Below are 24,696 nucleotides of genomic sequence, written 5' to 3' on the forward strand. Positions count from 1 at the left end.
TTGATTCCAGATTTGTGCGTCAATTCACAAGGTGCGCAATTCGTACAGGGCAGTCCATCGGGCTGCCCTGTTTGCGTTTGGATGAAGTACTTTCTTAATAGCTTGGCGCTTTACTGTACGTTGGCATAGTCAATCTGTTGATAAAAGCGGAACCGGGCGTGGCAGAAGAAGAGCAGGACGAACCGCAACGCGGCGGTGCAAACGCCGCCCATGCGGCGATGCAGGAAATTGCAGAACGTGAACTGCGCATCATCAGGCGCCGCCGTCGTCGGCGGCGTATGCTGATGATCGGTCTTTTCGCGTTGACCGGTTTTGCTGCGGTGATGGCGATTGTCCTGACAATCCAGTCCAATCTTGATTTCAGCCGCAACATGATCAGAAGCCCCGAAGTCCGGATCATGGGTTTTGACGGTGCGACGCTTGAAATTGTTCAGGGGCGCTATAGCCAGGACGTCTCGCTGACGACCATTCCCGAACGGATACAGAATGTGTTCGTCGCAGGTACTGATCCCGGTTTTTATGGGCATTTTGGTGTATCGGCCAGCGATTTCGTGCGTGTTTTCACAAGCAACGATATCCCCGGATCGACCATAACGATGCGGGTTGCGCGAAGCTTCTTTAAAACCCCTGAAGTCAGTGCAGGCCGTCATCTGCAGGAGCTTCTGGTCGCGCTCTGGCTTGAATTCAAGTTCAACAAGAAAACCATCCTGCGCAGTTATCTTGAGCGCAGTTATATGGGCCGCGGCATATTCGGGATCACGGCGGCATCACGCATCTGGTACGGAAGCCCTGCCGAGCGGATAACATTGCATCAGGCCGCCGTTCTGGCGGCTGCAATCAATGATCCGAAAAAGTTTGATCCCTTATACCACCCCAAGGATGCGGCCAATGCGGCCAACGAGATCCTTCTGAATATGGGGCGCTATAAATATATCGAACTTGATCGCGTATCCGCCCTTACCCTGGTGGAGCCTAAGCTGGATGTTCAGTACAAGGATGGCGTGGTTTCAAGCTATGTTGTCGACATGGTCATGGACGAAGTCGCTGCGCGCATCGGCTATACCAGTCGCGATATCGAAGTTATCACCAGCATAGATCTGACCATTCAGAGTCTGGCACAGGATGTTGTGCGTGAAGTTTCCAATCTGCGTCTAAGGCCCAAGGGGGTCGAACAGGCTGCACTGCTTTCCATGAGCCCGGACGGGCGTATTCGTGCGATTGTTGGTGGGGCGAATTACAGCCCGTTCCGTCCGAACCGCGCCTGGGATGTGCGCCATTTCCCCGGCCGAATGATCAAGATCGTGCCATATTATTACGCGCTGAACGAAAACAGCGATCCGGCCCAATGGGTGCGTGACAACCGTATGGCGGTGGGAGGCTGGCGTCCGGTTAATCCGGATCACGAATATCGTGGCCAGATTTCATTGCGCGAGGCATTCGTTCGCGACGTCAATACTGTTCCCGTCAATCTGGCCGATCAGTTCGGCTTGCTAAACGTCAAGGATTATGCCCGTGCCATAGGGGTTCAAAGTCCGCTATCAAACGATATCCGAACCGTTGTCGGGCTTGATCCGGTGTCCTTGGCAGACATTGCTTCAATTCATGCCTTGCCACAAAACTCGGGTAAACCGGTGCAACTCAGTCTGGTCAACCGTGTTGCCTTCGCTGGAACTGGCGAACTGGTCTATCAGCGGGTCGAACAAACCGTTGAAAAACGTCTGACTGACGAAGCCATTCAGGGGGCCTATACACTGTTTTCCAGTGTGACAGATCCGCAACTTCGTCTGGATCGACCGTTTGCGGGCTATGGTACGCAGGATACCGGGGCATCTGATGCATGGTTTACCGGTTTTACATCCGATCTGATAACGGTTGTCTGGGCCGGAAATGATGATAATAGCCGAATTCCTCAGATCCGCGGCGATGTAGAGCTTGCGTCTCTTTGGCGGTTATTTATGCTGGATGCACATGACGGTTTGCCTATTCGTTCGATGATTCGTGCCGCCTCGCAACGCCGACGTGAAAATGATGGCGTGACGGATATGTGGAAACACGACTTGTTGAATGAACAGCAGTAAAATTGCCGAAGAACCGGGGGATCGGGGTCTCCCGCAGACGTTGGGGCATAACCATATAAATTTCAGCCGAAATGGCTGAGTGGCGCGGTTTGAGGCCTTGTTCGCCTGTCTTCTGCCTGTCTGGCAGATACGTTGACAGATCAGGCGTTCACGGGCACAAACCGGCGTCCCTATATGATATCAAAGGTGCTTAGTGGCCCAAAGACCATTCAAAAGACAACAGACCGTACGCAAGGGTGCAACGACGCCGCGAAAACGCAAGAAACGCGTTAGCAGTTCGGGCAGTAGCGGCAGCAAGAAAAGCGGGTCGGGTATTTTAAGTAAAATCGGCGGGATGATACCCGGACCCGAGGCGATTGCGCGTTTTATTGTCATTATGGGTATTTGGGGACTTGTTATTGGTGGCGGGATCGTTGCCTATTACGGTTATGGACTACCGGAAAAGATAAGCTTCGAAGTTGCCAGCGAACGTAAACCATCCATCCGTGTGATCAGTGTGGATGGCGCCGTACTTGGGTCTTATGGTGATCGTTACGGCAGTCCGGTGGAGGTTTCCGATCTGCCCGATCATGTCGGGCAGGCTTTTGTATCCATTGAAGATCGTCGTTTTTATGATCACTTTGGTATCGATATTCTGGGGATTCTGCGTGCCAGCTGGGTTAATCTGACATCGGGGCGTATCGCCGAGGGCGGCAGCACGATTACCCAGCAGCTTGCAAAAAACCTGTTCCTGTCACCCGAACGCAATTTCGGGCGCAAGATCGAAGAAGTGCTTCTTGCATTGTGGCTGGAATTCAAATTTACCAAGCAACAGATCCTGTCGCTTTATCTGAACCGCATCTATTTCGGATCGGGGATGTACGGGATTGATGCCGCATCCCGACATTATTTCGGAACAGACCCGCGACGGCTTAATCTTTACGAAGCTGCGGTTCTGGCCGGTTTGCCAAAGGCACCAAGCCGTTACAACCCGCTGGTTGATCCCGAAGATTCCGCAAAACGTGCCAACGTCGTTCTTGACGCGATGGCATCAAACGGTGTCATCACTGCCGCACGTGCGGAACGTGCCAAGCAGCGCACCGTGCGCACCACGCGACAGGGCAAAAGTGGGCCGGGTGTCCGATATTTCACAGATTGGGTTCTTGATCGCGTTCGTGATTACATCGGCTATGTCGATCAGGACCTGACGATCCATACAACGCTTGATTCCCGTCTTCAGGAAATCGCGGAGCTCAACCTTGAACGTGCTTTGGCAAGTCCGGTTGCCCAGCAAAAACATGTCGGGCAGGCTGCACTTCTGGCGATGACGCCGGATGGCGCGGTGCGTGCGATGGTTGGCGGGCGTGACTATTTCGAAAGCCAGTATAACCGTGTGACCCAGGCCCGGCGGCAGCCCGGGTCGGTGTTCAAACTGTTTGTGTATCTGGCGGCACTGGACAAAGGCATCGGGTCGAATGACTGGATGCGTGATATGGCGATTTCGATCAATGGCTGGGAGCCGCGCAACTTTGATCGCAAGCATCATGGCACGATGTCAATCCGTGACGCGGTGGCAACCTCGAACAACTCGATTGCTGTTCAGGTCGCGATGGAAGTCGGATTGGATAATGTGATCAAAAAGGCCCACGATATGGGCGTTTCGTCCGAGCTTGGACGGGAACCCAGTCTGGCACTTGGTACCAGCGAGGTATCGATGCTTGATCTGACAGGTGCCTATGCAATCGTTGCCAATGGCGGTTTTTCCGTCTTCCCGCACGCAATTCGCAAAATTGTCGGTCAGGGTGGTGTGGTTCTGTTTGAACGCAGCGATGAGTTCCCTGTGCGTTTGATGAACCCGCTGCATGCCGGTGAGATGAACAATATGCTGTCTTCGGTGGTTGCCAAGGGCACAGGACGAAATGCGATCATTGATCGCCCTGCTGCGGGCAAGACCGGCACGACGTCGGATTCACGTGATGCATGGTTCATCGGTTATACCGCCGAACTGGTTGCAGGGGTCTGGATGGGGAACGACAACGGCAGCCCGATGGATGATGTTTCCGGCGGTGATCTGCCAGCCAAGCTTTGGCATGATTTCATGCTTCATGCACATCAGAACCTGCCAGTTCGTTCTCTTGGCAAGGCGGCACTTGCACGGTCGCAGAAAGTCGGCGAGGACGGCAGCTGGCGTGAATTTACATCCGGCTTCACAACCGGGAATACAAAGCAGTAACTGGCTTTGATGTCTTGATTGCAAATGTAATTTAGGCCGGTGCTGATGCATCGATCCGTTTGCGTTTCGCCCAAGAAAAAATGGCCGGTATCCTGGGGGATGAACCGGCCATCAAGTTTGCAGTTTGCATGGCTTCATCGGGGGAGACCGATGAAGCCGAGGGAGATCTCACCTGTCGAATATCGCGATGTGATCAAGGGTCAGGGGTGCAATCTTTCCCTTGCATCGGGTGAATATCCGCATGCACCGTTCAGGGCGGTACATCGGCGAGAGCATCAGGCCGCTACAGCCTGATCACTGAGCTTCTCGAGGAATTCGAGACATTCCTCGATCTGCGAAATTTCGATGAATTCGTTGGCCTTGTGGGCTTGTTTGATGCTGCCCGGGCCGCAGATGATGGACGGGATATTGCCCTGTTTTTCGAAAATCCCGCCTTCGGACCCATAGGAAACCTTGCCCGATACTTCGGGGATGATGTTGCGAACCAGCGCGAATGCCTCGGCATCCGTGCAATCGCCCATACCGGGATAGGAAAAGATTTCTTCCCACTCGAACCCGGTTTCTGCTTCCTTGGCTTTCATTTCGGCATCAAGGGTCGAAATGATCTTTTCTTTGATACCATCAAGAACGGCCTTGGCGTCATGTTCCGGCAGATGGCGAATTTCAAACGTGAATTCGCAGAAATCCGGGGTCACGTTGGTTGCCGTACCACCGCCGATGGTGGTGGTCAGCATGGTGCTGTGCGGGACCGTGAAGTCGTTATCAAACGGGCCGTTTTCCTCGAACTCGCGCGCAAGGTCGGAAATCATTGCAATGGCGCGTGCCGCATATTCGATGGCATTGACGTGACGTGGTGCGAAGGACGAATGCCCGGCTGTACCGGTAACCGATACCCGCATCGAAAACTTGCCTTTCTGCCCGTTGATGACCTTCATCTCGGTCGGTTCACCAATAACGGCAAGGCGTGGCGGGGTTTTAAGGGCGGCGAGATGATCAACCATCGAACCAACGCCAAGGCAACCGACTTCCTCGTCATAAGACAGGCAAAGATGGAATGGGATTGCCAGGTCGCGTTTGACCAGTTCGGGCACCATCGCCAGCGCGCAGGCAGAAAAGCCTTTCATATCGGCAGAACCGCGACCAAACAGTTTGCCGTCACGCTCGGTCAGTTCGAAGGCCGGGCTGATCCAGCTTTTTTCAAGGGCGGGTACAACATCTGTGTGTCCCGAAAGTGCAATACCGGGAACGTCTTTCGGGCCAATGGTCGCCAGAAGGTTTGCTTTTTCACCTGTCTCGTCATGAAACAGCGTGCTTTCAATGCCATATTGCGCCAGATAGTCGCGAACAAAATGGATCAGACCGAGATTCGAGTTCTTGCTGGTGGTGTCAAACGCCACAAGCTTGCCAAGCAGATCGATGGCATTATGCAGACGGGACATGTTGGGTTTGCTCATTTTTATCGCTTCTCGTTTCTCGGAATATTAGGCTGACTGTGCCGTATTTCGGGATTTCTCACGCCATTTCTGCCATTCGCGGCGAATGGTCAGGGCGATGAACAGAACGGTAAGGGCAAAGAACCCCCACGAAATCCATGACTGGAAAAAGACACCAAGATCACCGCGCGAAATCGCGAGCGAGCGGCGCATATTGTCTTCAAACATCGGCCCCAGAATGAAGGCGATCAGGAATGGTGCTGCCGGGATGTTGAGGATCATCATTGCAAAGCCCACAACGCCCATGACCAGAAGCACGGTGACGTCAAACGGGCTGGCACCGATGGAATAGATGCCAAACACGCAGAGAACCAGAATGCAGGGTAAAAGTAGCGTCTGTGGAATACGCGAAATTTTGGCAAAGGCTCCGGCGGTCAGTTTTCCGGCAACAAACAGGAAGACGGAACTGAACAGGATACCGATAAACAGCGAATAGACTTCGCCGATATTGTTCTGGAACAACAGCGGGCCTGGTGTCAGGCCGTGAATCATGAACGCGCCAAGCATGACACCCGTGATCACATCCCCCGGCACGCCAAGTGCCAGAAGCGGGATCATGGTCGCACCACAACAGCCGTTATTGGCGGACTCGGATGCAGCAACACCTTCGAGCTCACCTTCGCCGAACTTGTCACCGTTTTTCGATGTGCGGCGTGCTTCGCTATAGGAAAAGAAGGCGGCGGTCGACGGACCGATCCCCGGAATGGCACCAAGGACCACGCCGATAACACTGCCGCGCAGGATCGATTTCAGGCTGCCGCGGAATTCTGACATGGTCAGGCGGTTATCACCAAGCTTCATCGCCGCATTGTTGTCCTCGGGCCGGAAGACGATCATTTTTATCAGTTCGGGCAAGGCAAACAGGCCGATCAGGACCGGGACGACACCAAGACCCGATTTCATATCTTCGGTAACGGCAAAGCGGAACGAGCCATAGATATCTTCGCCGACGGTTGCCAAAAGCAAACCGATGCAGGCTGAAATGATACCCAGCAATAGCGAACGACCGGAAATGCTGGCAACAATCGTCAGCGAGAACGCCATCAGCATGAAATATTCTGGCGGACCGACCCGAAGCGCAAATAACGCAAGCGGCATCGCCAGGAAGAACAGCGAGATGTTCGAAACGAAGTCGCCGATGCAGCTTGAAACCAGCGCCATATTCAGCGCCTTGCCACCTTTTCCCTGCTGGGCCAGTGGATAACCGTCAAGAACGGTGCAGGCTGCGGATGCGGTACCTGGTGTCTTGATGAGGATCGCTGAAATTGATCCGCCATAGGTCGATCCCTTGTATAGGGCAACCAGCAGCAAAATGCTGGTGACAGGGGGCAGATAGAAGGTGAATGGCAGGGCAAGGGTCACGGCCATTGTACCGGTCATGCCCGGAATGGCACCGATGATCACACCACCCCAGATTCCCGCTGCCATGGCAATAAAGTTGGGCAGCGTTGCGACGGCTTCAAAGGCGTAAAGCAATTCGTTCCACATGAAGGGGCGCTTTCAAATCAGATCAGGGTCACGGAATCGGCGATATAGGTCGAAAACAGATGGCCTTCGGGGAAAGGCGTATGGGTGACTTCGGTGAAAACAAGATAAAGCAGGATCGGAAAGATAATGGACAATCCGATCATCCAGATTTTCCGACTGTAATTGCCGGTCATCAGGAACAGGTAGGCCAGAAGCAAAATGGTTGCAGGAACAAAACCGATTACCGGCATGCCATAGGTAAAGGCGGCAAATCCGATCAGGACGGCAACAAAGCGGGCAATCAGTTTACGGTTGCGGTTCAAGGTCTGACCAATGGTCGTGACACGCTTACCGCTGGCCAGCCGCATTTTGGGAATGGCAAAAATAATGGCAAGGATGCCCATGGCAAGCCCGACACCGGTAATCACGCGTGGCCACATATCAGGCGGCGGCGCAAAACCGGGGATGAAAGACGGAACCTTCACATAGATCGGGATCAGGACGAACAGGACAAAAGCAAAGAAGGCCGTTGCAACCAGTCCGGTATAAAAATCGCGATTTGGGGTCATGGTTCCGTCTCGCATTCAGATGTTTAGGGGATGGGGATTACTGAATGTAACCGAACTTCTTGGCCATGCCGTTATAGAGCTCGTACTGGCTCTTGACGAAGGCAGCCGGGTCTTGGTCACCAACGACCGAAACCGAACCGCGTTTTTTGGCAAGGTCAAGCCACTGTTCGTTGGTTGCAACGTTCGACAGAATGTCTTTCCACTTTGCAACAACGTCTTCCGGCAGATTTTTCGGGGCGAACAAGGCGCTCCAGCCGTCAACCTGACCGGCCAGGTTATAACCAAGTTCCTTGGCGGTCGGGACGTCCGGAAGCGCGTCCATGCGCTTGGGCGAATAAACCATCAGCGCCCGCATTTTACCGGCTTCGATATGGGGCATCAAAGAACCGGCTGCGATGGCGAGGAAGTCGACATGTCCACCGAGAAGGGCTGCGGCAAGGGCACTGCCGCCTTTGTATGGCACGAGGGTGGAGGCAGACAGCGGATCCAGATCAGCATCGGCAAGAAGAGCCTGAACCGTAAAGCCGTCAATCGCGGTGGGGCCGGATGCGGCATAGGTGGTTGCGCCATTGCTTGATTTGATTTTGGCAAGCAGGTCGTCGACGGTTTTGATGTCCGAGTTTGCGTTAACCGCAAGGATCATCGGGGTCGATTCCAGAATACCAAGGAAGGTGTAATCGTCCCAGCCAACCGGGCTATCGATATAAACGGCCGGGTAAAGTGCCATGCCGACGCGCGACAGCAGCAGAGTATAGCCATCCGGCTTCTGTTCGGTGACGTAACGCGCACCGTTCATTCCGCCATTGCCGGTTTTGTTCACAACAACGACCGGCTGTTCGTCGGTGTAGTTGCGCGCGGTTTCAGCCAGTGCGCGACCGGCCAGATCCGATGCACCGCCCGCGCCATAAGGCACGACAAGGGTGATGGCTTTTTCCGGGTAGTCAGCGGCCTGTGCGGTTGAAACCAGTGTTGTGGTTGCAAGAACTGCAGCCGCAAATGTCGCGGCCTTTTTGAGCTGTCGAAACATTTTCATGTCTCCCTGGATGGTTGGTGGCAGGATTGCCCGAGCACGTCGGTTTTTTATTTTGTATACATTTCATCGCAAACTATAACTCGTGACGCAAAAAATTAATTTCAGTATAACTAATTTACATACTGAAATTAATTTTGAGCCAGACAATGAATTTGCGCGAACTTGAAAGCTTCAATGCCTTTATGACCTATGGCTCCGTCACCAAGGCAGCACAGGCCATGAATATCAGTCAGCCCATGGTCAGCCGTTTGCTAAACAGTTTTGAAAAATCTGTCGGGTTCGCGTTGTTCAACCGCAAACGAAACCAGTTGTTGCCAACGACCGAGGCATTGCAGTTTCATACAACCGTCTTGCGGTCGCTTAATTCTCTGCGTGAAATCGAAACACAGGCGCGTGCCATTGCCAACGAGCAGCTTGGCAGTATCCGGATTGCGGCACAACCGATCTATGTTGACACCTATCTTCTTGATGTGGTGGCCAAGTTTAAGCGTGCTCACCCCAACGTTTCGGTCAGTATTGCCGATACCGGTCTTGAAGGTATGCTGGATATGGTCACAACCCGGCAATGTGATCTGGGTATCGGCATCACGCTTGATCTTCAGGATCCGAATATGGAAGTTATGCCGTTGGCGCAATGCCGGGCGGTGTGCCTGATGCCGCGCAATCATCGGCTGGCCGGTTTTGAAACCATCGATATCGATTTACTGCGTGGTGAAAGTTTTGTCGAACTCTCGATAGGATCGCCGCTCCGCACCAAGATCGACTACATTTTTCAGATTGCAGGCTGGCCGCGCAAAATTGCGGTCGAAGCCCGCACCATCCGAACCATTTCCCGGCTGGTTGAACGCAATGTCGGCATTGCGGTTATTGATCCGTTTGCGACTTTGCTGGTGGACGAGGAAAAGGTCGTTGCCCGTCCCCTGACCCCTGCAATCGAATGGGACGTTGCCGTGTTCCGGTCTTCAGGCGAACTCAGCGCGGTCGAACGCAGTTTTCTAAGCTTCCTGCGTGCGGAATTGCCCGACCTGCGCAAGGCGGGTTGTGTTTTGTGATGCGATTATGCCCGCTTGTCAAAAGCCAGCCGTGCGGCAAGTGCCAGAAATACGCAACCAGTAAAAATCTGAAACGCGCGTGCCAGACGGGCCGAACGCGACAGGAACTGGCCAAGCTTTCCGGCAAAACCACCAACCAGGCAATTGATAATCGTGCCGCCGATATTCAGGATCACACCAAGGATCAGAAACTGTGCCAGAACCGATCCACGTGCCGGATCGACGAACTGCGGAATAAAGGCCAACACGAAAACGATGATCTTTGGATTAAGCAGGTTAACCACGATGCCGTCGCGCCAGGCTTTCATGGCGGTTGCCGGTGCAGTTTTCGCCGGTTTTAAAACGCCGCTATCGTTGCGGAACGACTGAAACGCCAGCCACACCAGATAACCAATTCCCGCCCATCGCAGAATCTCGAGCGCCACCGGGTGGGCAGCGACCACTGCTGCCAGTCCGAGACCGGCAAGAAGAGTATGGATCATGGCACCTGTTGCGATCCCGAAACTGGCGGCCAGACCGGCCCGTGGTCCTGACTTGATACCCTGACCAAGGCAAAACAGCATGTCGTTGCCCGGTGTCATGTTCAGCGCCAGTGCGGTCGGAATGAAAATCAGCAGGGTTTCAACAGGGATCAGCATATCGGGACTCCGTTAGGATCAAGTACCTGCGCCATATCGATGCAGGGCTGAACCGTTCTTTTTTAGCCAGTGCTGCTGTTTTTTTGACGGACCATAAAGGTTTTCGACGACAGCCCAGAAACGCGCACTGTGGTTCAGTTCCTGAAGATGAGCAACTTCGTGGGCAACCACGTAATCCAGCACATCTTCAGGGGCCAGAACGAGTCGCCAGCTAAAAGACAGATTACCGTTGGATGAGCAACTGCCCCAGCGTGTGCGCGTATCTTTTAACGAAATACGGTTTACCTTTTTGCCGATCCGTTCGGCATAGGCATGGGCACGGGGGGAGATCTCAAGTTTGGCCTGTTTCTTCAGCCAATCAGAAACCCGACGATTGGTATGCTCGGGCAATCCCGAAACCCAGATCACACCTGCTTCGGCCCAGACGCCGCGCTTGGCGTCGGGAACGGTGCGTATGGCATGTTCGTTGCCCATGAACGGCACCCATGCGCCCGGAACGAACTGTACGCGTTCGGGCAGGCGGCTCATATGGGCAGTGACCCAGTCGCCATGCTGATACAGCATCGAGATCGCCGTTTTGCGCGATATGCCGTTCGGAACGACAATTTCAACACCGTCAAATGCCGGATCGATCCGCAATTTGAGTCGCGTCGCACGCGCACTCGGGCGCAAACGAACCGGCAGGGGGCCGATTTGCGGCAGATCGATTTCGGTTTCTTCGATATTTCGCAGCATTCAGGGTGAATTTTTCCAAAAGCGGGGTGGAATTTTCGTACTTTTTGCGCCTTTTTGGCCGGAAGGGCATCTTGCCCCTTGCCCGGCACTAGTGTTTTCCTATACTCCGCGCTCAAGGTCTAGGGGACTTTTGCAATGTATTTGTTGCAGCCCCGCAAGGGACGCTGGCCTGCATGTGCCGCGCCCCGGTTTACATCGGAAGAAGAAAGGCGTCACTCCAATGAGCGATCAGGTCAAAAAGGTGGTGCTTGCCTATTCAGGCGGGCTTGATACCTCCATCATCCTGAAATGGCTGCGCGAAGAATATAACTGCGAAGTCGTGACTTTCACCGCCGATCTCGGCCAGGGCGAGGAACTTGAACCCGCCCGCAAGAAAGCCGAGATGTTTGGCGTCAAACAGATTTTCATCGAAGATCTGCGCGAAGAATTCGTTCGCGACTATGTCTTCCCGATGTTCCGTGCGAACGCCCTTTATGAAGGTGTGTATCTGCTCGGCACTTCGATTGCGCGTCCTCTGATTGCCAAGCGCCAGATCGAAATCGCCGAAGAAGTCGGTGCCGACGCCGTTTCCCATGGCGCGACCGGCAAGGGCAACGATCAGGTCCGTTTTGAACTCGGCTATTATGCGCTTAAGCCGAACGTAAAGGTCATTGCACCGTGGCGTGAATGGAAACTGAATTCGCGTACCGCACTCCTGAACTTTGCGCGCGAACACCAGATTCCGATTTCGGCTGATAAACTCGGCGGGGACGAGCCCCCCTATTCAACCGATGCCAACCTTCTGCACATTTCCTATGAAGGCAAGGCGCTGGAAGATCCGTGGGTCAAGCCGAACGAACAGATGTTTGAACGCACCGTATCGCCGCAGAATGCACCCGATGCGATCACCACGATCGAAATCGAGTTCGAACAGGGTAACCCGGTTGCCGTGAATGGCGAACGTATGAGCCCGGCCACCCTTCTGACCAAGCTGAACGATGTTGCTGGCAAAAACGGCATCGGACGTCTTGATCTGGTCGAAAACCGTTATGTCGGTATGAAATCGCGCGGCGTTTATGAAACCCCGGGCGGTACCATCCTGTCGGTCGCGCATCGTGCGATGGAAAGCATCACGCTTGACCGTAACGCAGGTCACCTCAAGGACGAGTTGATGCCGCGTTATGCCGAGATGATCTATAACGGTTACTGGTGGTCGCCGGAACGTCAGGCCCTGCAGCGCCTGATCGACGAAACCCAGAAAACCGTCAACGGTATTGTCCGTCTTGACCTTTACAAGGGTAACGTCACGGTTACCGGCCGCAAGTCGCCGAACTCGATCTACTCCGAAGAGCATGTCACGTTCGAAGCCGACACCGTTTACAACCAGCGCGACGCAGAAGGCTTCATCAAGCTGAATGCTCTTCGCCTGCGTCTTGGTTTTGACCGCGACGGCGTGAAGTAAGTTTCACTGTCGTGATCCGTTACGAAACGAGGGGTGTTCATCACCCCTCGTTTTTGTTTTGAAGCTTGGTTATAAGCACCCGATGCAGCGTTATAAATGTACCGTCGAATATAATGGACGTCCCTATCACGGGTGGCAGTTCCAGGAAGAGGTGATCTCGGTCCAGCAGGTTTTTGAAACCGCACTGGAAAAGTTCATCGGCGAATTTGTGCGCGTATATGTATCTGGCCGTACCGATGCCGGGGTACATGCCTTTGGGCAGGTGGTGCATTTTGATCTGCCGCGCACTTATCCGGCGGATGCCGTGATGAATGCAATCAATCATCACCTCAAACCCGATCCGGTGGCTGTGATTGACTGTATTGAGGTCGATGAAAACTTCCATGCCCGGTTTTCATCCAAGAAACGGTACTACATGTATCGCATCATCAATCGTCGTGCGCCGCTGACCGTTGATGCCGGTCTTGCATGGGGCATTTTCAAACCGCTTGATATTGATGCGATGAACGAAGCCGCCGCCCACCTTATCGGCACGCATGATTTCACTACGTTTCGCGCCAGTGAATGTCAGGCCAAGAGTCCGGTGAAGACTCTGGAAAAGCTTGTCGTGACCCGGGGTGAACACGATCCGCTGGATATTCGTGTTTACACCGAAAGCCGGTCCTTCCTGCATCATCAGGTTCGCAATATGGTCGGTACTCTTGTTCTGGTCGGCAAGGGCAACTGGAAGCCGATTGACGTCAAAACAGCACTGGAAGCTTGCGATCGTAAGGCAGGCGGGCCAACGGCACCAGCCGATGGGCTTTATTTCGTCAAAGTCGATTACTGAGCATTCTGTTTTGAGTGAGTCCCGGATTTCTGGCAGTTTTGATCATTTTTTGCACAAATGTTCAGCTGTTTTGATTTTACATTCTTGAACTGCCAAATAAAGATCACCAGATTCCAAAGACATAAGTGCGATTATTAAATCGCTGTAGTGTTGAAGTCTGATCCAGCCTGACTATCGGTCAGGTTTTTGGGTTGTGGGCAGTTATTTGCATTGGTCCCATTGGGCTCGATGCATTGGGGTCAGGGGACGAATAATTATGTCCAGAAGTATTGTTTTCAAGGTTGCGCTGGCAGCCTTGATCATCCTCGTCAGCGGTATCTTTCTGCTTGGCGTGGTTATCATGCAGCGTATTGATCAGCAGGTAAGTGATACCAGCCTGGAATCGCAAAAGCTCAACCTGCGTGTTGCGGCCCTGTTGCTGCAGGATGCTTATCCGGATTTGAAGGTAACGATCGGTGCCGACGGCGAAACCACCAAGCTGGTCATGCCCGAAATTCCCGATCTGTCATCGCACAGTCTGATTGATCGTATCGGAACGGCAACCGGTCAGACGGCAACCGTGTTTTCCTGGGTGCCCGCGGAAAAGGACTTTATCCGCGTTTCCACCAACATCATCAAACCGGATGGCCAGCGCGCGGTCGGGACGATGCTTGGCAATGGCAGTGCGGCCTATGCGCCGACAACATCGGGGAAAACCTTCCGCGGTGAGGCTGTCATTCTTGGTACCGCCTATGTCACGCAATATACGCCGATCTTCAATCCGGCCGGCGATGTGATCGGCATTCTGTATGTCGGGATCAAAAAGGCCGAAGTTGCCGAGGTCGCATCGGCTATTGAGCTTCGCATTGCGATTGCCGGTATTATCGTTGCCCTGATTGCCGGTGTCCTGTTGGTGGTTCTGCTGCGCTGGCAGCTCGGTCCGCTTCATGTTTTGGGCAATACCATTGCCCGGTTTGTGGATCGCGATTTTTCTGGCGATGTTGCCTACACGGCGCGCAAGGATGAAATCGGTGTGATTGCTGATGGTCTTGTTCGCTGGAAAGAAACAGCAGGCCAGATCAAGGAAGCCGAGGAAGCCAGAATTTCGGCTGAAAAACGCAACGAGGATGAACGCGTTCAGCAGCGTAACCGCCTTGCGAAGGAGCTTGAGGAATCTGTCGGGCAGATCGTTTCCTCGGTCCGTCAGGCAACCGAGGGCATGATGCGCTCGACCCGTCAGATGCGGGATTCTGCCGATCATTCGGTTCGCCAAAGCAGCCATGTCAGCGAAGCGGCCAACGAGTCAGCCCGAAGCGTGCAGACTGTTGCCGCCGCAACCGAAGAACTTTCCGCATCGATTACCGGCATCGGAAACCAGGTCGACGAATCGACATCAATCGCTGATACCGCGGTGGGTGAAGCATCGCGGGCCAACGAAATGGTTAGCGGTCTTGCCGATGCAGCGGAACGGATCGGCGAAGTCGTTAGTCTGATTAACGACATTGCGGCCCAGACCAACCTGCTGGCACTAAACGCCACGATTGAGGCCGCCCGTGCCGGCGAAGCAGGCAAAGGCTTTGCCGTCGTTGCGCAGGAAGTCAAAAACCTTGCCAATCAGACAGCCAAGGCGACAGATGAAATCGCCCAGCAGATCGGGGCGATTCAAAGCGAAACCAAACTGACGGTCGAGGCCATCGAAAAAGTGACCCAGACCATCGCGACCATCAACGATATCACCAACGGTATTTCAGCATCTGTTTCCGAACAGAATGCTGCCGTCAGTGAGATCGCCAACAGTGCCGCGACCGCGTCGAGCGGTTCAAGCGAGGTTGTCAGCAATATCGAGGAAATCCATCAGGCTGCAAGCAGCAGCGGTGCTGCCGCAAGCGAGCTTGATACAAATGTCGGTGCCCTGTCAGGGCAGATCGAAACCCTTCACAGAACGGTCTCCGACTTCCTCAAACAGCTACGTGCCGGATAAGGCTTTGGGCTTCGGGTGAGTTTCGGCTCACCCGAAGAACCAATGCCACAGGAATGGCAGGGTCAGGGCGGTGGCCAGCGTATTTAACCCCATCGCCAATCCTGAAAACGCCCCGGCTGTTTCATTGACCTGAAACGCCCGTGCCGTTCCGATTCCGTGTGCGGCAACCCCCATGGCAAATCCGCGCGCCCGCCAGTCTTTCAATCGGGCCAAATTCATCACCATCGGGCCCAGTGTTGCCCCGACAATGCCGGTTGCGATCACGCAAACCGCAGTCAGGGCCGGGACACCACCAATTTCATCGGCAATACCCATAGCAACCGGTGTCGTGACCGATTTCGGTGCCAGGGAAGCCAGTGTTTCCGGGCTCGCGCCAAGGATCCAGGCCAGAACAACTGTGCTGACACTCGCAACCAGCGATCCGAACAGCACACCGAAAATAATCACCGGCAATGCCCGTTTCAATGTTTCCATCTGGCGAAACAGCGGTACGGCAAGTGCCACCGTCGCCGGACCCAAAAGGAAGTGCACGAACTGTGCCCCTTCGAAATAGGTCGCATAGGGGGTGCCGGTGCTTTCCAGCAGCAACGCAATCAACGCAATGGCGATGACCACCGGATTGCAAACCGGATTGCGGTCGGTTTTCTGATACAGCCAGAACCCGATGGAATAGGCGACAAGCGTAATGGTAAGGCCGGTTAATGGCTTGGTCGAAAGATAAACCCAAAGTTGCGTGATATCTGTCTCGCCCATTATTTTGCGTCCCCGTCGCCGATGGATGCCTTCGGTTTGGGAAGAAGTTTCGACATCAGAAGGGCGGTCAGAACCATCGCAAGCAGGGTGGAAAAGATCAGGGCGGCCGTAATCGGCAACCAGTCCCCACGCAGCCGGTCAAGCTGTGTCACCACACCGACACCGGCCGGAACGAACAGCAGCGAAAAATGGATAAGAAGGTTATCGGCGGCATCGGTCAGAACCTTGGGCGGGTGGCGTTTGACAATCAGCCCGATAAACAAAAGCCCAAGTCCGATCACAGGGCCGGGTACCGGCAGGTCAAACAGTTCCGATATCACCTCGCCAAACAGCTGGCAGACAAGGATCAGGGCAAACGCAGCAATCATGAGCAACCTCCTGACATTTATGTCTTTGGATTAGACATAATGACTTTGCGCCCGTTCGACTTTTATTAATAACGAAAAACGCCCGTGCGGAAATGGCACAGGCGTTTGAAGTCATTCGATATTTCAGGTGACGCTAAAGAATTTCCAGAACACTTTCCGGCGGTCGCCCAAGGGCGGCCTTGTGGCCGTTGACCACAATCGGGCGTTCAATCGCGCGCGGATGGGCACAAAGGGCCTCGATCAATGTGTCACCACGAAGATCGGCGATGCCTTCTTCTTTGGCTTCTTTCTTGCGCAGGATATCTTCCGGGGCCATGCCCAGCATGCCAAGAATTTCTTTTAATTCCTGTGGAGTGGGTGGTGTATCCAGATACTGGATCACATCGGGGGTAATTCCCTGTTCCTCGATCAATGCAAGGGTCTGGCGCGACTTGGAACAACGCGGATTGTGATAGATGCGGACCATCATATTCATGGTTCTCCTTCACGCAAAAGGCAGTCTGTATCGGTTCTTTTTAGGGGCTCAATCCCGATTGCACCAGCCCGTTGTTGTCTATCTCACCGTCATCCAGATCGCCATCGCGACCATCATGATGTTTTCTGTCAGTGAAATGAAACCAAGCGGAACATTGCTGTCCCCACCGACGCAGGCGCATTTGAGGTTGCGCTTATCTCGATATAAACCGCCTTGAACACCGATACAGCCCCGATTGTCCCGATGAAAAGGGCAACAGGAACGGCAAGCCACATAAGGGCGCCAAAAATCATAAGCACACCTGCCAGTGCCTCACCAAACGGGTAAATATAGGCATATCGTACCCACCGTTGCGCGAGCAGGTCATAACCCAGAAACATGTTCGAAAAGCTTTCCAGATCCCGAAGCTTCAGGATGGCAAGAATGCACATCGACGTCGCTATGAACCACTCAACCGCCCGAACCGTCAGGAAATCGCCAAATGCGGCCCAACTAAGGCCCAGCGCCATAAGTGCCGCCATGCCGAAAACGGCAATGACCGGCTGATAGGTAACCGAATTGCCATCATTTACCGGCTTGCCGAAATATTCCCGCAATTCGTCATGGCCGCCGATCCGATCTCCATCAATGAATGTCTGAGGGGTGGTTTCGACATTGTATTCTGCCTGAAAGTCGTCAGTTTCTTTCCGGGTGGTCAGCCAGTGATCATCGACGGCGTATCCTTCCCTTTTTAGAAGGTCGCGCGATTTCAGGCCGAACGGACAGATATGGTCGTCCATCACCATCCGGTAAAGCGTTGCCTTGTGTGTATGTGCGGTCATGACTTGATCTCTCTCGTCTTGCCCTTGGGTCTACGCTTTTATGGAACTTGTCGGGGTGACATTTGTTCCACGCAATGCGGAAACGCAGTCTTTCGGTGCCCGAAAAAACGCCCGCCCAGCAATCAGATGCCGTCAATCATGGATAACAGATCGTTCAGGTGATCCAGATCGCCATCAATGATCCGGGTGGCGGTGTCATAGCCAAATCCCTGCCGGGCAAGTGCGGCCAGATCCTTGTCGCGTTTTTCATCGCGCTGGTCAGGCCGACGAAATGGTCCAAGCCGACGGCGTCGGGCATAAGCCGCGGCGGCGGCAAGGTTGGGATCGGTACCCCGGATATCTTCATAGGCCGCCTGATCGGCTTCCTGTCTGAGGTCGGTGATGGTGTCATCAATCATGTGCGATGCAATGCCGCGTGCGTTCAGATCTGCGGCGATAACCCGCATGGCCTTGCCCTTGCGCAAAAGCGATCTGGCACGTCCCTTGGCATAGGTGGTGTCATTGATAAATCCGGCATTCTCGCAGGTGTTCAGAACGCTTTTCATCCATTCTTCGGCTTCCTGCGGATCGGTGCCGTATTCCGCGATCGAAAGCCTGATCTTACCGCGCATCAGTTTTTCAAGCCGGGCGCGTGACGCGGCAAAGCGTTCCAGATACCAGGTGGCATAATTCATCAGATAGTCGCGCGTTACCCGGCGCGGCTTTTTGGGTTCGCGCGGGTCGCGATCTTTGCCTTTGGCAGCACTTTTGCGGGAAAAACTGGCGTTACCGCCAAATTTTTCCGCCTTGCTGTCAGGCGCTAAATCACTGCGGTTTTCGTGTGATTCTTTCATTTCATCCAATGCTGATCAATACGCACCCTTGCACTTGATGCCCAACTCTCCCTATTTTACCGGCAATTGTCTGCATTTTTCCGAAGGATTTTTCATGAAAGAGCTAGCACCGCGTCAAATGGGCGCGATCAACTGGCTCGGTCTGTGGACGCTTTATGCCAAGGAAGTTCGACGTTTTCTGAACGTCCATCTGCAAACCATCGGAGCACCGGTGGTTACCAGCCTGTTATTCATGGCGGTCTTCCTTCTGGCACTCGGGCGCGCGGTCGAGACGGTAAACGGCGTTCCTTTCGCCACCTTCCTTGCCCCCGGTCTGGTCATGATGACCATGGCCCAGAATGCCTTTGCCAATACCTCAAGCTCGATCATCATCTCGAAGGTACAGGGCAATATTGTTGATGTTTTGATGCCGCCGCTTTCGGCCGGTGAAATGGTTGCCGGTTTTGCATTCGGTGCGGTGACGCGCGGGATTATGGTTGGTGTTGCCACCACCATTGTCATGGCGTTCTTTGTTGATGTCGGCATCCACAATATCTGGGCGATCCTGTATTTCGGGATTTCGGCGTCGCTGATGTTGTCGCTTCTGGGTATTGCCGGTGGTGTATGGTCCGAGAAATTCGACCATATCGCGGTTGTCACCAACTTTGTCATTACCCCGCTTTCTTTCCTGTCGGGCACATTCTATAGCGCCGAAAACCTGCCCGAAGCTGGCAAGGTACTGGTCCATTACAACCCGTTCTTCTACATGATTGACGGGTTCCGCTATGGTTTTACCGGGGTTTCGGACGGCACTGTGATGACCGGGGTTGTGGTGTTGGCCGTGGTCAATGTCCTGCTTTGGATTCTGTGCTATCGCATGATCAAAAGCGGCTACAAGCTTAAGGCCTGATCGCCAAAACAGTGCGGCTTTCAGCATTAAATTCCGTTTAAGAGCAGCATTCCGCATCGGATGCTGCTCTTTTTCATATCAGCCCTGTTCGTATACGGGGTTTTGCGTCGTTGACAGAGGTCAGGAATCTCTTGATACTCCGCGGCTTCCCGGTATTCTGCCGGAACTGACCTTCTGGTCAGGAATGATTTTTTACCCCTGATTGAGGAATGAAGAAGTGATTACTCCCGTCATGCCGACCTACGCGCGGGCCGATCTGGCCTTTGAGAAAGGTGAAGGACCTTATCTCTATGCGCAGGATGGCCGACGATTCCTCGATTTCGGGTCGGGTATTGCGGTGAATACCCTTGGCCACGCGCATCCGCATCTGGTCGAAGCCCTGACCGAACAGGCGAAAAAGGTTTGGCATACGTCGAACCTGTACCGGATTCCGGGGCAGGAAAAACTGGCGGCACGTCTGGTTGAAAATACCTTTGCCGACACGGTGTTCTTCTGTAACTCCGGGGCGGAGGCCAACGAGGCCGGCATCAAGATGCTGCGCCGCTACCAGTATGTCAGCGGTCACGCCGAAAAGAACCGGATTCTGGTGGCAACCAATGCCTTCCACGGTCGGACGCTTGGTACCCTGACCGCCGGTTATAGCGATAAATACCGCGAGGGCTTTGGCCCGATGCCTGATGGTTTTGATCGTGTGGCATTTGGCAATCTGAACGAATTGCGCGATGCGATCACGCCCGAGACCGCAGGTATTCTGGTCGAACCGATCCAGGGCGAAGGCGGTATCTGCAAGGCCCCCGAAGGTTACCTTGAAGGTCTGCGAAAAGCGGCTGACGAATTCGGCCTGCTTGTGATGTTTGACGAGGTCCAGACCGGCGTTGGCCGTACGGGCAAGCTTTATGCCTATGAATGGTCGGAGATGAAGCCCGATCTGATTTCATCGGCCAAGGGGCTTGGCGGTGGTTTCCCGGTTGGCGCGTTGCTGGCGACCGAACGCGCGGCACAGGCATTGCCTGCGGGGATGCATGGCACGACCTTTGGCGGCAATCCGCTTGCCATGGCAGCGGCCAATGCGGTTCTTGACGTCATCCTTAAACCCGGTTTCATGGACAATGTTCTTGCCATGAGCCAGTTGATCCGTGACGGCCTAGCGGCCATTGCCCGAAAACATCCGGGCTTTATCGCGGAAGTCCGTGGCATGGGCCTGCTTCTGGGTATGAAAACTGTGCCGACCAATGTTGATGTTGTCGCAAAACTGCGTGAACTGGGTCTTTTGACCGTTCCGGCGGGCGATAACGTGGTGCGTCTTTTGCCGCCGCTTAACATCACCAAAACCCATGTTGACGAGGCGCTGGCAGCAATCGATGCCGCCGCGGCAGCCTTGGCGCAATAAGGAAGACTGAAATGACTGATATCAGGCACTTTCTCGATCTCGACAAAATGTCGGCGGGAACGCTGAACGATATTCTTGAACTTGGATCTGTGGAAAAGGCAGGCAAGGCACCGTTTGGTGACAAGCCGCTTGCGGGCAAGACACTTGCCCTGATTTTTGAAAAACCATCGACCCGTACACGCGTGTCATTCGAAGTTGGTATGCGCCAGCTAGGCGGTGATGTTGTCATCCTTGATGCCGCAAGTTCGCAGCTGGGCCGTGGCGAAACCATTGCCGATACCGCACGCGTTCTGTCGCGCTTTGTCGATGCGATCATGATCCGTACGACGGACGAATTGAAACTGCTGGAATTGGCGAAATATGCCACCGTTCCGGTCATCAATGGCCTGACCGATCAAAGCCATCCCTGCCAGATCATGGCCGACCTTATGACCGTCAAGGAACACAAGGGACGCCTTGATGGGTTGAAATTCGCCTGGGTCGGCGATGGGAACAACGTTTCGGCATCCTTTATACATGCGTCGCCGAAATTCGGGTTCTCGCTTGATATGGCCTGTCCGGCGGGTTATCGCCCCAATCAGGGTCTGATCGAAACGGCCAATGCCGAGGGTGGCAAGGTCCGCATGACCGATATGGACAGCGCGCTGGACGGGGCCGACGTTATCGTTACCGATTGCTGGGTTTCGATGGGGGACGAGGACGCCGACGCCCGCATGGAAGCATTGGCCCCCTATCAGGTCAATTCCGCCGCAATGGCAAAGGCAAACAAGGATGCGATCTTCATGCATTGCCTGCCTGCCCATCGTAACGAAGAGGTTACCGACGATGTGATCGACGGGCCGCAATCGGTGGTGTTTGACGAGGCTGAAAACCGTCTGCATGCGCAGAAAGGGGTTCTGCTATACTGCTTTAATGGCTTGCCTTCCTGACGGTGCAGACTAAATAAGCATCAGAATTTCGGGGCGGACAGTGATGTTCGCCCCTTTGTTTTGGCGTGACATGGCTGGACAATGCGGTTCTGCTGTTGTTATACGCCCCGGAACACGTAAAAACGCGGAACCCGAAAATGCAGATCGCTGTCGATTTTTGTCAGCCCTTCACGCTGGATCATTCCAATATTCGTGGCCGTTTCGCACGGCTTGGCCCGACCGTGCAGACCATCATTGGTCAGCACAGCTATCCTGCGCTTGCAAATCATCTGCTGGGCGAGATTATCGGGCTTGCTGTTCTGCTGTCCTCGGCGCTGAAATATGAAGGCCTGTTTACCCTTCAGACCTCGTCTGACGGTCCAATTGGCATGATGGTTGTCGACGTCGATAGCGACGGCAACATTCGCGCCTGTGCGCGTGTTGACGAAGACCGCCTCAGCACCATGATTGCGGCCGAAGACGGTGGTGAAGATGCCCTGCGCGGACAGGTGCACAAGCTGATGGGGCATGGCCACATCGCCTTCACCGTCGATCAGGGCGGCGATCACGAACGCTATCAGGGTATTGTGTCGCTCGAAGGCAATACGCTTGCGGAATGTGCCGAGTCCTATTTCCGTCAGTCCGAACAGATCGAAGCTTCCTTCAAGCTTGAAGTCCATCAGGGCGAACAGGCCAATGACTGGTGGGTTGGTGGGCTGTTCCTGCAGCGTCTTCCGGCCAGTGCTTCGGGCGAAGCGGCAACCCCGGAAGACGCCGAAAAGATTACCGAGGACTGGAACCGATCCAAGATCCTGATGGCGAGTGCGACCGAAAACGAACTGGTCGATATTTCGCTTTCGGCGCATGACCTGATCTGGCGTCTGTTCCACGACGAAGAACCGCGCGTGTTTGATCAGACGGCGTTGCAGTTCAAATGCCGTTGTTCGCGTCAGAAAATCGAAGGTGCGCTTGTGTCCTATCCGCTTGAAGAACTTTTGGACATGCGCGAACCCGATAGCGGCGAAGTCGCGGTTTCCTGCCAGTTCTGCAACACGCGCTATGGCTTCAACGAGGCCGACCTGCGTGCGCTTAAATCCGGCGATGAAGCATAAGTTGCTGCATCGGCGCGGTTTTTGATTGTCACAGCCTTGCCTTAATCATCAAGCAACGTCACCATGCCCACACAAAGGTATGGTGGCGTTTTTATTTGAGGCAGGAGAAAGACTTGATGAAGGCATTGTCCATCAATGGAATGCGCGTGGCCCTGGCGGGTGCAGTTGTTGCCCTTCTGGCGGCCTGTACCAGCGCACCGGTGCAGACCTATCCCGATGTGACCTGGCGCCATCTCGACCCGATTGTATTTGCAGCCGGGCCGATTGAAAAAGTGGCGGCCTATCCGGCCGGGGGTGACAACAACCTTGAAGCCTATCTGCCGTTCAGCCTTGGCAAGATGGCGATGAACTGGCCCGATGACCGCATCCAGACGGCAGGCACCAGTGATATTCTGCGTTATAGCGTGACCGAGGCATCCATCACCTCAAACGCGCTTAAAACCACCAAGGGTTTTTCGGGCGTCTTTACCGATGATCAGTCCGAAAAGGTCGAAATGAAAGTTTCCGCCAAGCTTGAGGTTCTTGACCCGAATGGCACCCAGAAGGGTGAAGTTGCCGCAACCGCGGTTCGCACCCGGACCCTTGCAGAATCGATGTCCGTCGCCGAACGTGAAAAGGCTGTTTATGATGAAACCGCAACGCTCCTGATGGACCTTGATCGTGAACTCGAACGCCAGATCAATGCCAATTTCGGGCGTTTCCTGTTGCGCTAAGTTCCGGTATCCATATTGCTATACCAAAAGCCCGGCAGGGAAACTGCCGGGCTTTTGGTCACTAGCGGAACATCATTACCGGCACCTGACAGGACCGGACCATTTCGGTCGTCGTGCTGCCAATGATCAGGTTGCGGATGCGCGAATGGCCATAGGCGCCCATGACCAGAAGATCGATATTGTCGCTTTCGATACGGTTTTTAATCACGTCTTCGGGCTCACCGGCTTCGAAACCGGCCTCGACCTCGTAGCCCGCCTTGCGCAGAAGGGCTGCCGTGTCATCAAGCTTTTCCTGAAGGCTGTCAGTTGGTTTGCCAACGCACAGCAAAACGCATGGAAGCCCTGTAAAAAGCTTGCCACCCGCAATATGGCGTACCGCCTTCATCGCACTTTCACCACCATCAAACGCAATCAGGAACTTGCTGATCGGTTTGAACGCGCGCGATGCGACCAGAACCGGTTTGGTCGCAGACCGGACAACCCGTTCAAGATTTGATCCCAGATGCAGTTTGGCAAAATCGGCGGCCTCGCCCCGCTTGCCAATGATGATCAGGTCGGCATCGCCTTCAAACTCGCCAATTGCATCAATCAGATCGCCATGACGAAGCTTGGAGGTAACGGATGAAAGTCCAGCTTCTTCAAGGCCCGATTTGGCTTCTTCAAGCAACAGCCGCCCGCGTTTTAGCTCTAGCTTGGCCTTCTGTTCATCAAGGTCGGCCAGTTCCTGCAAAAGGGCGCTACGTGCACCAAGTTTCAGGTTACCACTAAGGTCGGCGGGTTCGGAGCCCACGCCGCGGCGACCCAACACATGCATCAGTTCAACCGATGCTTCGGTGCGTTTGGCTACCCAGCAGGTCAGGTCGCGAACGCTTTGCGAATAGCCCGATCCATCGATCAGTGCGATCAGATGTGTCATTGAACGTTCCC

22 protein-coding genes and 1 pseudogene are annotated in these 24,696 nt (G+C 54.2%); 11 read left to right on the top strand and 12 right to left on the bottom strand.

The features are described from left to right. Nucleotides 1-158: 158 nt before the first annotated feature. Nucleotides 159-2,078, top strand: coding sequence for a transglycosylase domain-containing protein (locus R1T41_RS08640; protein WP_317341275.1), 1,920 nt, complete (start codon nt 159-161; stop codon nt 2,076-2,078). 334 nt (nt 2,079-2,412) lie between these two features. Continuing rightward, the gene (locus R1T41_RS08645) at nt 2,413-4,290 is read left to right on the top strand and encodes a transglycosylase domain-containing protein (protein WP_247741976.1); all 1,878 of its coding nucleotides are present in this window, start codon (nt 2,413-2,415) and stop codon (nt 4,288-4,290) included. A 275-nt stretch (nt 4,291-4,565) separates the two neighbouring features. Here the strand turns inward: R1T41_RS08645 and argE are convergent, their stop codons facing one another. Genes argE through R1T41_RS08665 form a run of 4 tightly spaced genes read right to left on the bottom strand, consistent with a single transcriptional unit; the run spans nt 4,566 to nt 8,846 of the window. Then, nucleotides 4,566-5,744: an acetylornithine deacetylase gene (gene argE, locus R1T41_RS08650; protein ID WP_097053299.1), complete on the bottom strand. Its 1,179-nt coding sequence runs from the start codon at nt 5,742-5,744 to the stop codon at nt 4,566-4,568. Between the two features lie 27 nt (nt 5,745-5,771). Beyond that, nucleotides 5,772-7,271 (bottom strand): tripartite tricarboxylate transporter permease, encoded by a 1,500-nt coding sequence (locus R1T41_RS08655; RefSeq protein WP_062949731.1) that lies wholly within the window; start codon nt 7,269-7,271, stop codon nt 5,772-5,774. Nucleotides 7,272-7,288: 17 nt separating this feature from the next. Then, a complete protein-coding gene (locus R1T41_RS08660; RefSeq protein ID WP_317341277.1) occupies nt 7,289-7,819 on the bottom strand; it encodes a tripartite tricarboxylate transporter TctB family protein in 531 nt (176 codons plus the stop codon). 37 nt (nt 7,820-7,856) lie between these two features. Further along, entirely contained in the window at nt 7,857-8,846 is a 990-nt protein-coding gene (locus R1T41_RS08665) for a tripartite tricarboxylate transporter substrate binding protein (protein WP_317341278.1), read from the bottom strand. A gap of 152 nt (nt 8,847-8,998) precedes the next feature. On the opposite strand from R1T41_RS08665, the gene R1T41_RS08670 reads away from it, so the two are divergent. After that, nucleotides 8,999-9,904: a LysR family transcriptional regulator gene (locus R1T41_RS08670; RefSeq protein WP_317341279.1), complete on the top strand. Its 906-nt coding sequence runs from the start codon at nt 8,999-9,001 to the stop codon at nt 9,902-9,904. Between the two features lie 5 nt (nt 9,905-9,909). Here R1T41_RS08670 and R1T41_RS08675 read toward each other — a convergent pair whose 3' ends face one another. Together R1T41_RS08675 and R1T41_RS08680 are read right to left on the bottom strand one after the other, a co-directional pair. Continuing rightward, on the bottom strand, nt 9,910-10,542 hold the full coding sequence (locus tag R1T41_RS08675; protein ID WP_114109142.1) for a LysE family translocator: 633 nt from the start codon (nt 10,540-10,542) through the stop codon (nt 9,910-9,912). Between the two features lie 18 nt (nt 10,543-10,560). Continuing rightward, entirely contained in the window at nt 10,561-11,277 is a 717-nt protein-coding gene (locus R1T41_RS08680; protein WP_097053294.1) for a M48 family metallopeptidase, read from the bottom strand. Nucleotides 11,278-11,497: 220 nt separating this feature from the next. Here R1T41_RS08680 and R1T41_RS08685 point away from each other — a divergent pair, with 220 nt between their 5' ends. The 3 genes from R1T41_RS08685 to R1T41_RS08695 all read left to right on the top strand — a co-directional run bounded on the left by R1T41_RS08685 (nt 11,498) and on the right by R1T41_RS08695 (nt 15,507). Further along, nucleotides 11,498-12,718 (top strand): argininosuccinate synthase, encoded by a 1,221-nt coding sequence (locus R1T41_RS08685; RefSeq protein WP_062949720.1) that lies wholly within the window; start codon nt 11,498-11,500, stop codon nt 12,716-12,718. Nucleotides 12,719-12,800: 82 nt separating this feature from the next. Beyond that, the gene (truA, locus tag R1T41_RS08690) at nt 12,801-13,547 is read left to right on the top strand and encodes a tRNA pseudouridine(38-40) synthase TruA (protein ID WP_317341281.1); all 747 of its coding nucleotides are present in this window, start codon (nt 12,801-12,803) and stop codon (nt 13,545-13,547) included. A gap of 256 nt (nt 13,548-13,803) precedes the next feature. Beyond that, on the top strand, nt 13,804-15,507 hold the full coding sequence (locus R1T41_RS08695; protein ID WP_062949718.1) for a methyl-accepting chemotaxis protein: 1,704 nt from the start codon (nt 13,804-13,806) through the stop codon (nt 15,505-15,507). A gap of 27 nt (nt 15,508-15,534) precedes the next feature. On the opposite strand, the gene R1T41_RS08700 is transcribed toward R1T41_RS08695, so the two are convergent. From R1T41_RS08700 to R1T41_RS08720, 5 genes and pseudogenes are all read right to left on the bottom strand, one after another. Then, nucleotides 15,535-16,260 carry an LrgB family protein gene (locus R1T41_RS08700; RefSeq protein WP_062949716.1) on the bottom strand — a complete coding sequence of 242 codons (726 nt, stop codon included), beginning with the start codon at nt 16,258-16,260 and terminating at the stop codon, nt 15,535-15,537. Continuing rightward, the gene (locus R1T41_RS08705) at nt 16,260-16,628 is read right to left on the bottom strand and encodes a CidA/LrgA family protein (protein ID WP_062949714.1); all 369 of its coding nucleotides are present in this window, start codon (nt 16,626-16,628) and stop codon (nt 16,260-16,262) included. The genes R1T41_RS08700 and R1T41_RS08705 overlap by 1 nt, the downstream gene beginning before the upstream one ends. A 133-nt stretch (nt 16,629-16,761) precedes the next feature. Beyond that, nucleotides 16,762-17,103, bottom strand: coding sequence for an arsenate reductase (glutaredoxin) (gene arsC, locus R1T41_RS08710; protein WP_062949712.1), 342 nt, complete (start codon nt 17,101-17,103; stop codon nt 16,762-16,764). A 78-nt stretch (nt 17,104-17,181) separates the two neighbouring features. Then, nucleotides 17,182-17,924 (bottom strand): annotated as a pseudogene (locus R1T41_RS08715) (MauE/DoxX family redox-associated membrane protein). Between the two features lie 122 nt (nt 17,925-18,046). Then, on the bottom strand, nt 18,047-18,757 hold the full coding sequence (locus tag R1T41_RS08720; protein WP_317341283.1) for a regulatory protein RecX: 711 nt from the start codon (nt 18,755-18,757) through the stop codon (nt 18,047-18,049). A gap of 94 nt (nt 18,758-18,851) precedes the next feature. Here R1T41_RS08720 and R1T41_RS08725 point away from each other — a divergent pair, with 94 nt between their 5' ends. The 5 genes from R1T41_RS08725 to R1T41_RS08745 all read left to right on the top strand — a co-directional run bounded on the left by R1T41_RS08725 (nt 18,852) and on the right by R1T41_RS08745 (nt 23,769). Continuing rightward, nucleotides 18,852-19,646, top strand: coding sequence for an ABC transporter permease (locus R1T41_RS08725; protein ID WP_317341284.1), 795 nt, complete (start codon nt 18,852-18,854; stop codon nt 19,644-19,646). Nucleotides 19,647-19,878: 232 nt separating this feature from the next. Continuing rightward, a complete protein-coding gene (locus R1T41_RS08730) occupies nt 19,879-21,036 on the top strand; it encodes an aspartate aminotransferase family protein (protein ID WP_114109138.1) in 1,158 nt (385 codons plus the stop codon). An 11-nt stretch (nt 21,037-21,047) separates the two neighbouring features. Then, nucleotides 21,048-21,965 (top strand): ornithine carbamoyltransferase, encoded by a 918-nt coding sequence (argF, locus tag R1T41_RS08735; RefSeq protein WP_317341285.1) that lies wholly within the window; start codon nt 21,048-21,050, stop codon nt 21,963-21,965. Nucleotides 21,966-22,102: 137 nt separating this feature from the next. Then, a complete protein-coding gene (locus tag R1T41_RS08740) occupies nt 22,103-23,056 on the top strand; it encodes an Hsp33 family molecular chaperone HslO (RefSeq protein WP_085646137.1) in 954 nt (317 codons plus the stop codon). Between the two features lie 116 nt (nt 23,057-23,172). Beyond that, nucleotides 23,173-23,769: a hypothetical protein gene (locus R1T41_RS08745; protein WP_062949700.1), complete on the top strand. Its 597-nt coding sequence runs from the start codon at nt 23,173-23,175 to the stop codon at nt 23,767-23,769. Between the two features lie 61 nt (nt 23,770-23,830). Here R1T41_RS08745 and R1T41_RS08750 read toward each other — a convergent pair whose 3' ends face one another. Then, entirely contained in the window at nt 23,831-24,685 is an 855-nt protein-coding gene (locus R1T41_RS08750) for a universal stress protein (protein ID WP_317341286.1), read from the bottom strand. Between the last annotated feature and the right edge of the window lie 11 nt (nt 24,686-24,696).

This window comes from Thalassospira lucentensis (assembly GCF_032921865.1).
Lineage (GTDB): Bacteria > Pseudomonadota > Alphaproteobacteria > Rhodospirillales > Thalassospiraceae > Thalassospira > Thalassospira lucentensis_A.

Coding starts and splice junctions, on each gene's coding strand:
- R1T41_RS08645 (WP_247741976.1), top strand. CDS start 2,413: ATGATACCCGGACCCGAGGCGATTGCGCGTTTTATTGTCATTATGGGT.
- argE (WP_097053299.1), bottom strand. CDS start 5,744: ATGAGCAAACCCAACATGTCCCGTCTGCATAATGCCATCGATCTGCTT.
- R1T41_RS08655 (WP_062949731.1), bottom strand. CDS start 7,271: ATGTGGAACGAATTGCTTTACGCCTTTGAAGCCGTCGCAACGCTGCCC.
- R1T41_RS08660 (WP_317341277.1), bottom strand. CDS start 7,819: ATGACCCCAAATCGCGATTTTTATACCGGACTGGTTGCAACGGCCTTC.
- R1T41_RS08665 (WP_317341278.1), bottom strand. CDS start 8,846: ATGTTTCGACAGCTCAAAAAGGCCGCGACATTTGCGGCTGCAGTTCTT.
- R1T41_RS08670 (WP_317341279.1), top strand. CDS start 8,999: ATGAATTTGCGCGAACTTGAAAGCTTCAATGCCTTTATGACCTATGGC.
- R1T41_RS08675 (WP_114109142.1), bottom strand. CDS start 10,542: ATGCTGATCCCTGTTGAAACCCTGCTGATTTTCATTCCGACCGCACTG.
- R1T41_RS08680 (WP_097053294.1), bottom strand. CDS start 11,277: ATGCTGCGAAATATCGAAGAAACCGAAATCGATCTGCCGCAAATCGGC.
- R1T41_RS08685 (WP_062949720.1), top strand. CDS start 11,498: ATGAGCGATCAGGTCAAAAAGGTGGTGCTTGCCTATTCAGGCGGGCTT.
- truA (WP_317341281.1), top strand. CDS start 12,801: ATGCAGCGTTATAAATGTACCGTCGAATATAATGGACGTCCCTATCAC.
- R1T41_RS08695 (WP_062949718.1), top strand. CDS start 13,804: ATGTCCAGAAGTATTGTTTTCAAGGTTGCGCTGGCAGCCTTGATCATC.
- R1T41_RS08700 (WP_062949716.1), bottom strand. CDS start 16,260: ATGGGCGAGACAGATATCACGCAACTTTGGGTTTATCTTTCGACCAAG.
- R1T41_RS08705 (WP_062949714.1), bottom strand. CDS start 16,628: ATGATTGCTGCGTTTGCCCTGATCCTTGTCTGCCAGCTGTTTGGCGAG.
- arsC (WP_062949712.1), bottom strand. CDS start 17,103: ATGAATATGATGGTCCGCATCTATCACAATCCGCGTTGTTCCAAGTCG.
- R1T41_RS08720 (WP_317341283.1), bottom strand. CDS start 18,757: ATGAAAGAATCACACGAAAACCGCAGTGATTTAGCGCCTGACAGCAAG.
- R1T41_RS08725 (WP_317341284.1), top strand. CDS start 18,852: ATGAAAGAGCTAGCACCGCGTCAAATGGGCGCGATCAACTGGCTCGGT.
- R1T41_RS08730 (WP_114109138.1), top strand. CDS start 19,879: ATGCCGACCTACGCGCGGGCCGATCTGGCCTTTGAGAAAGGTGAAGGA.
- argF (WP_317341285.1), top strand. CDS start 21,048: ATGACTGATATCAGGCACTTTCTCGATCTCGACAAAATGTCGGCGGGA.
- R1T41_RS08740 (WP_085646137.1), top strand. CDS start 22,103: ATGCAGATCGCTGTCGATTTTTGTCAGCCCTTCACGCTGGATCATTCC.
- R1T41_RS08745 (WP_062949700.1), top strand. CDS start 23,173: ATGAAGGCATTGTCCATCAATGGAATGCGCGTGGCCCTGGCGGGTGCA.
- R1T41_RS08750 (WP_317341286.1), bottom strand. CDS start 24,685: ATGACACATCTGATCGCACTGATCGATGGATCGGGCTATTCGCAAAGC.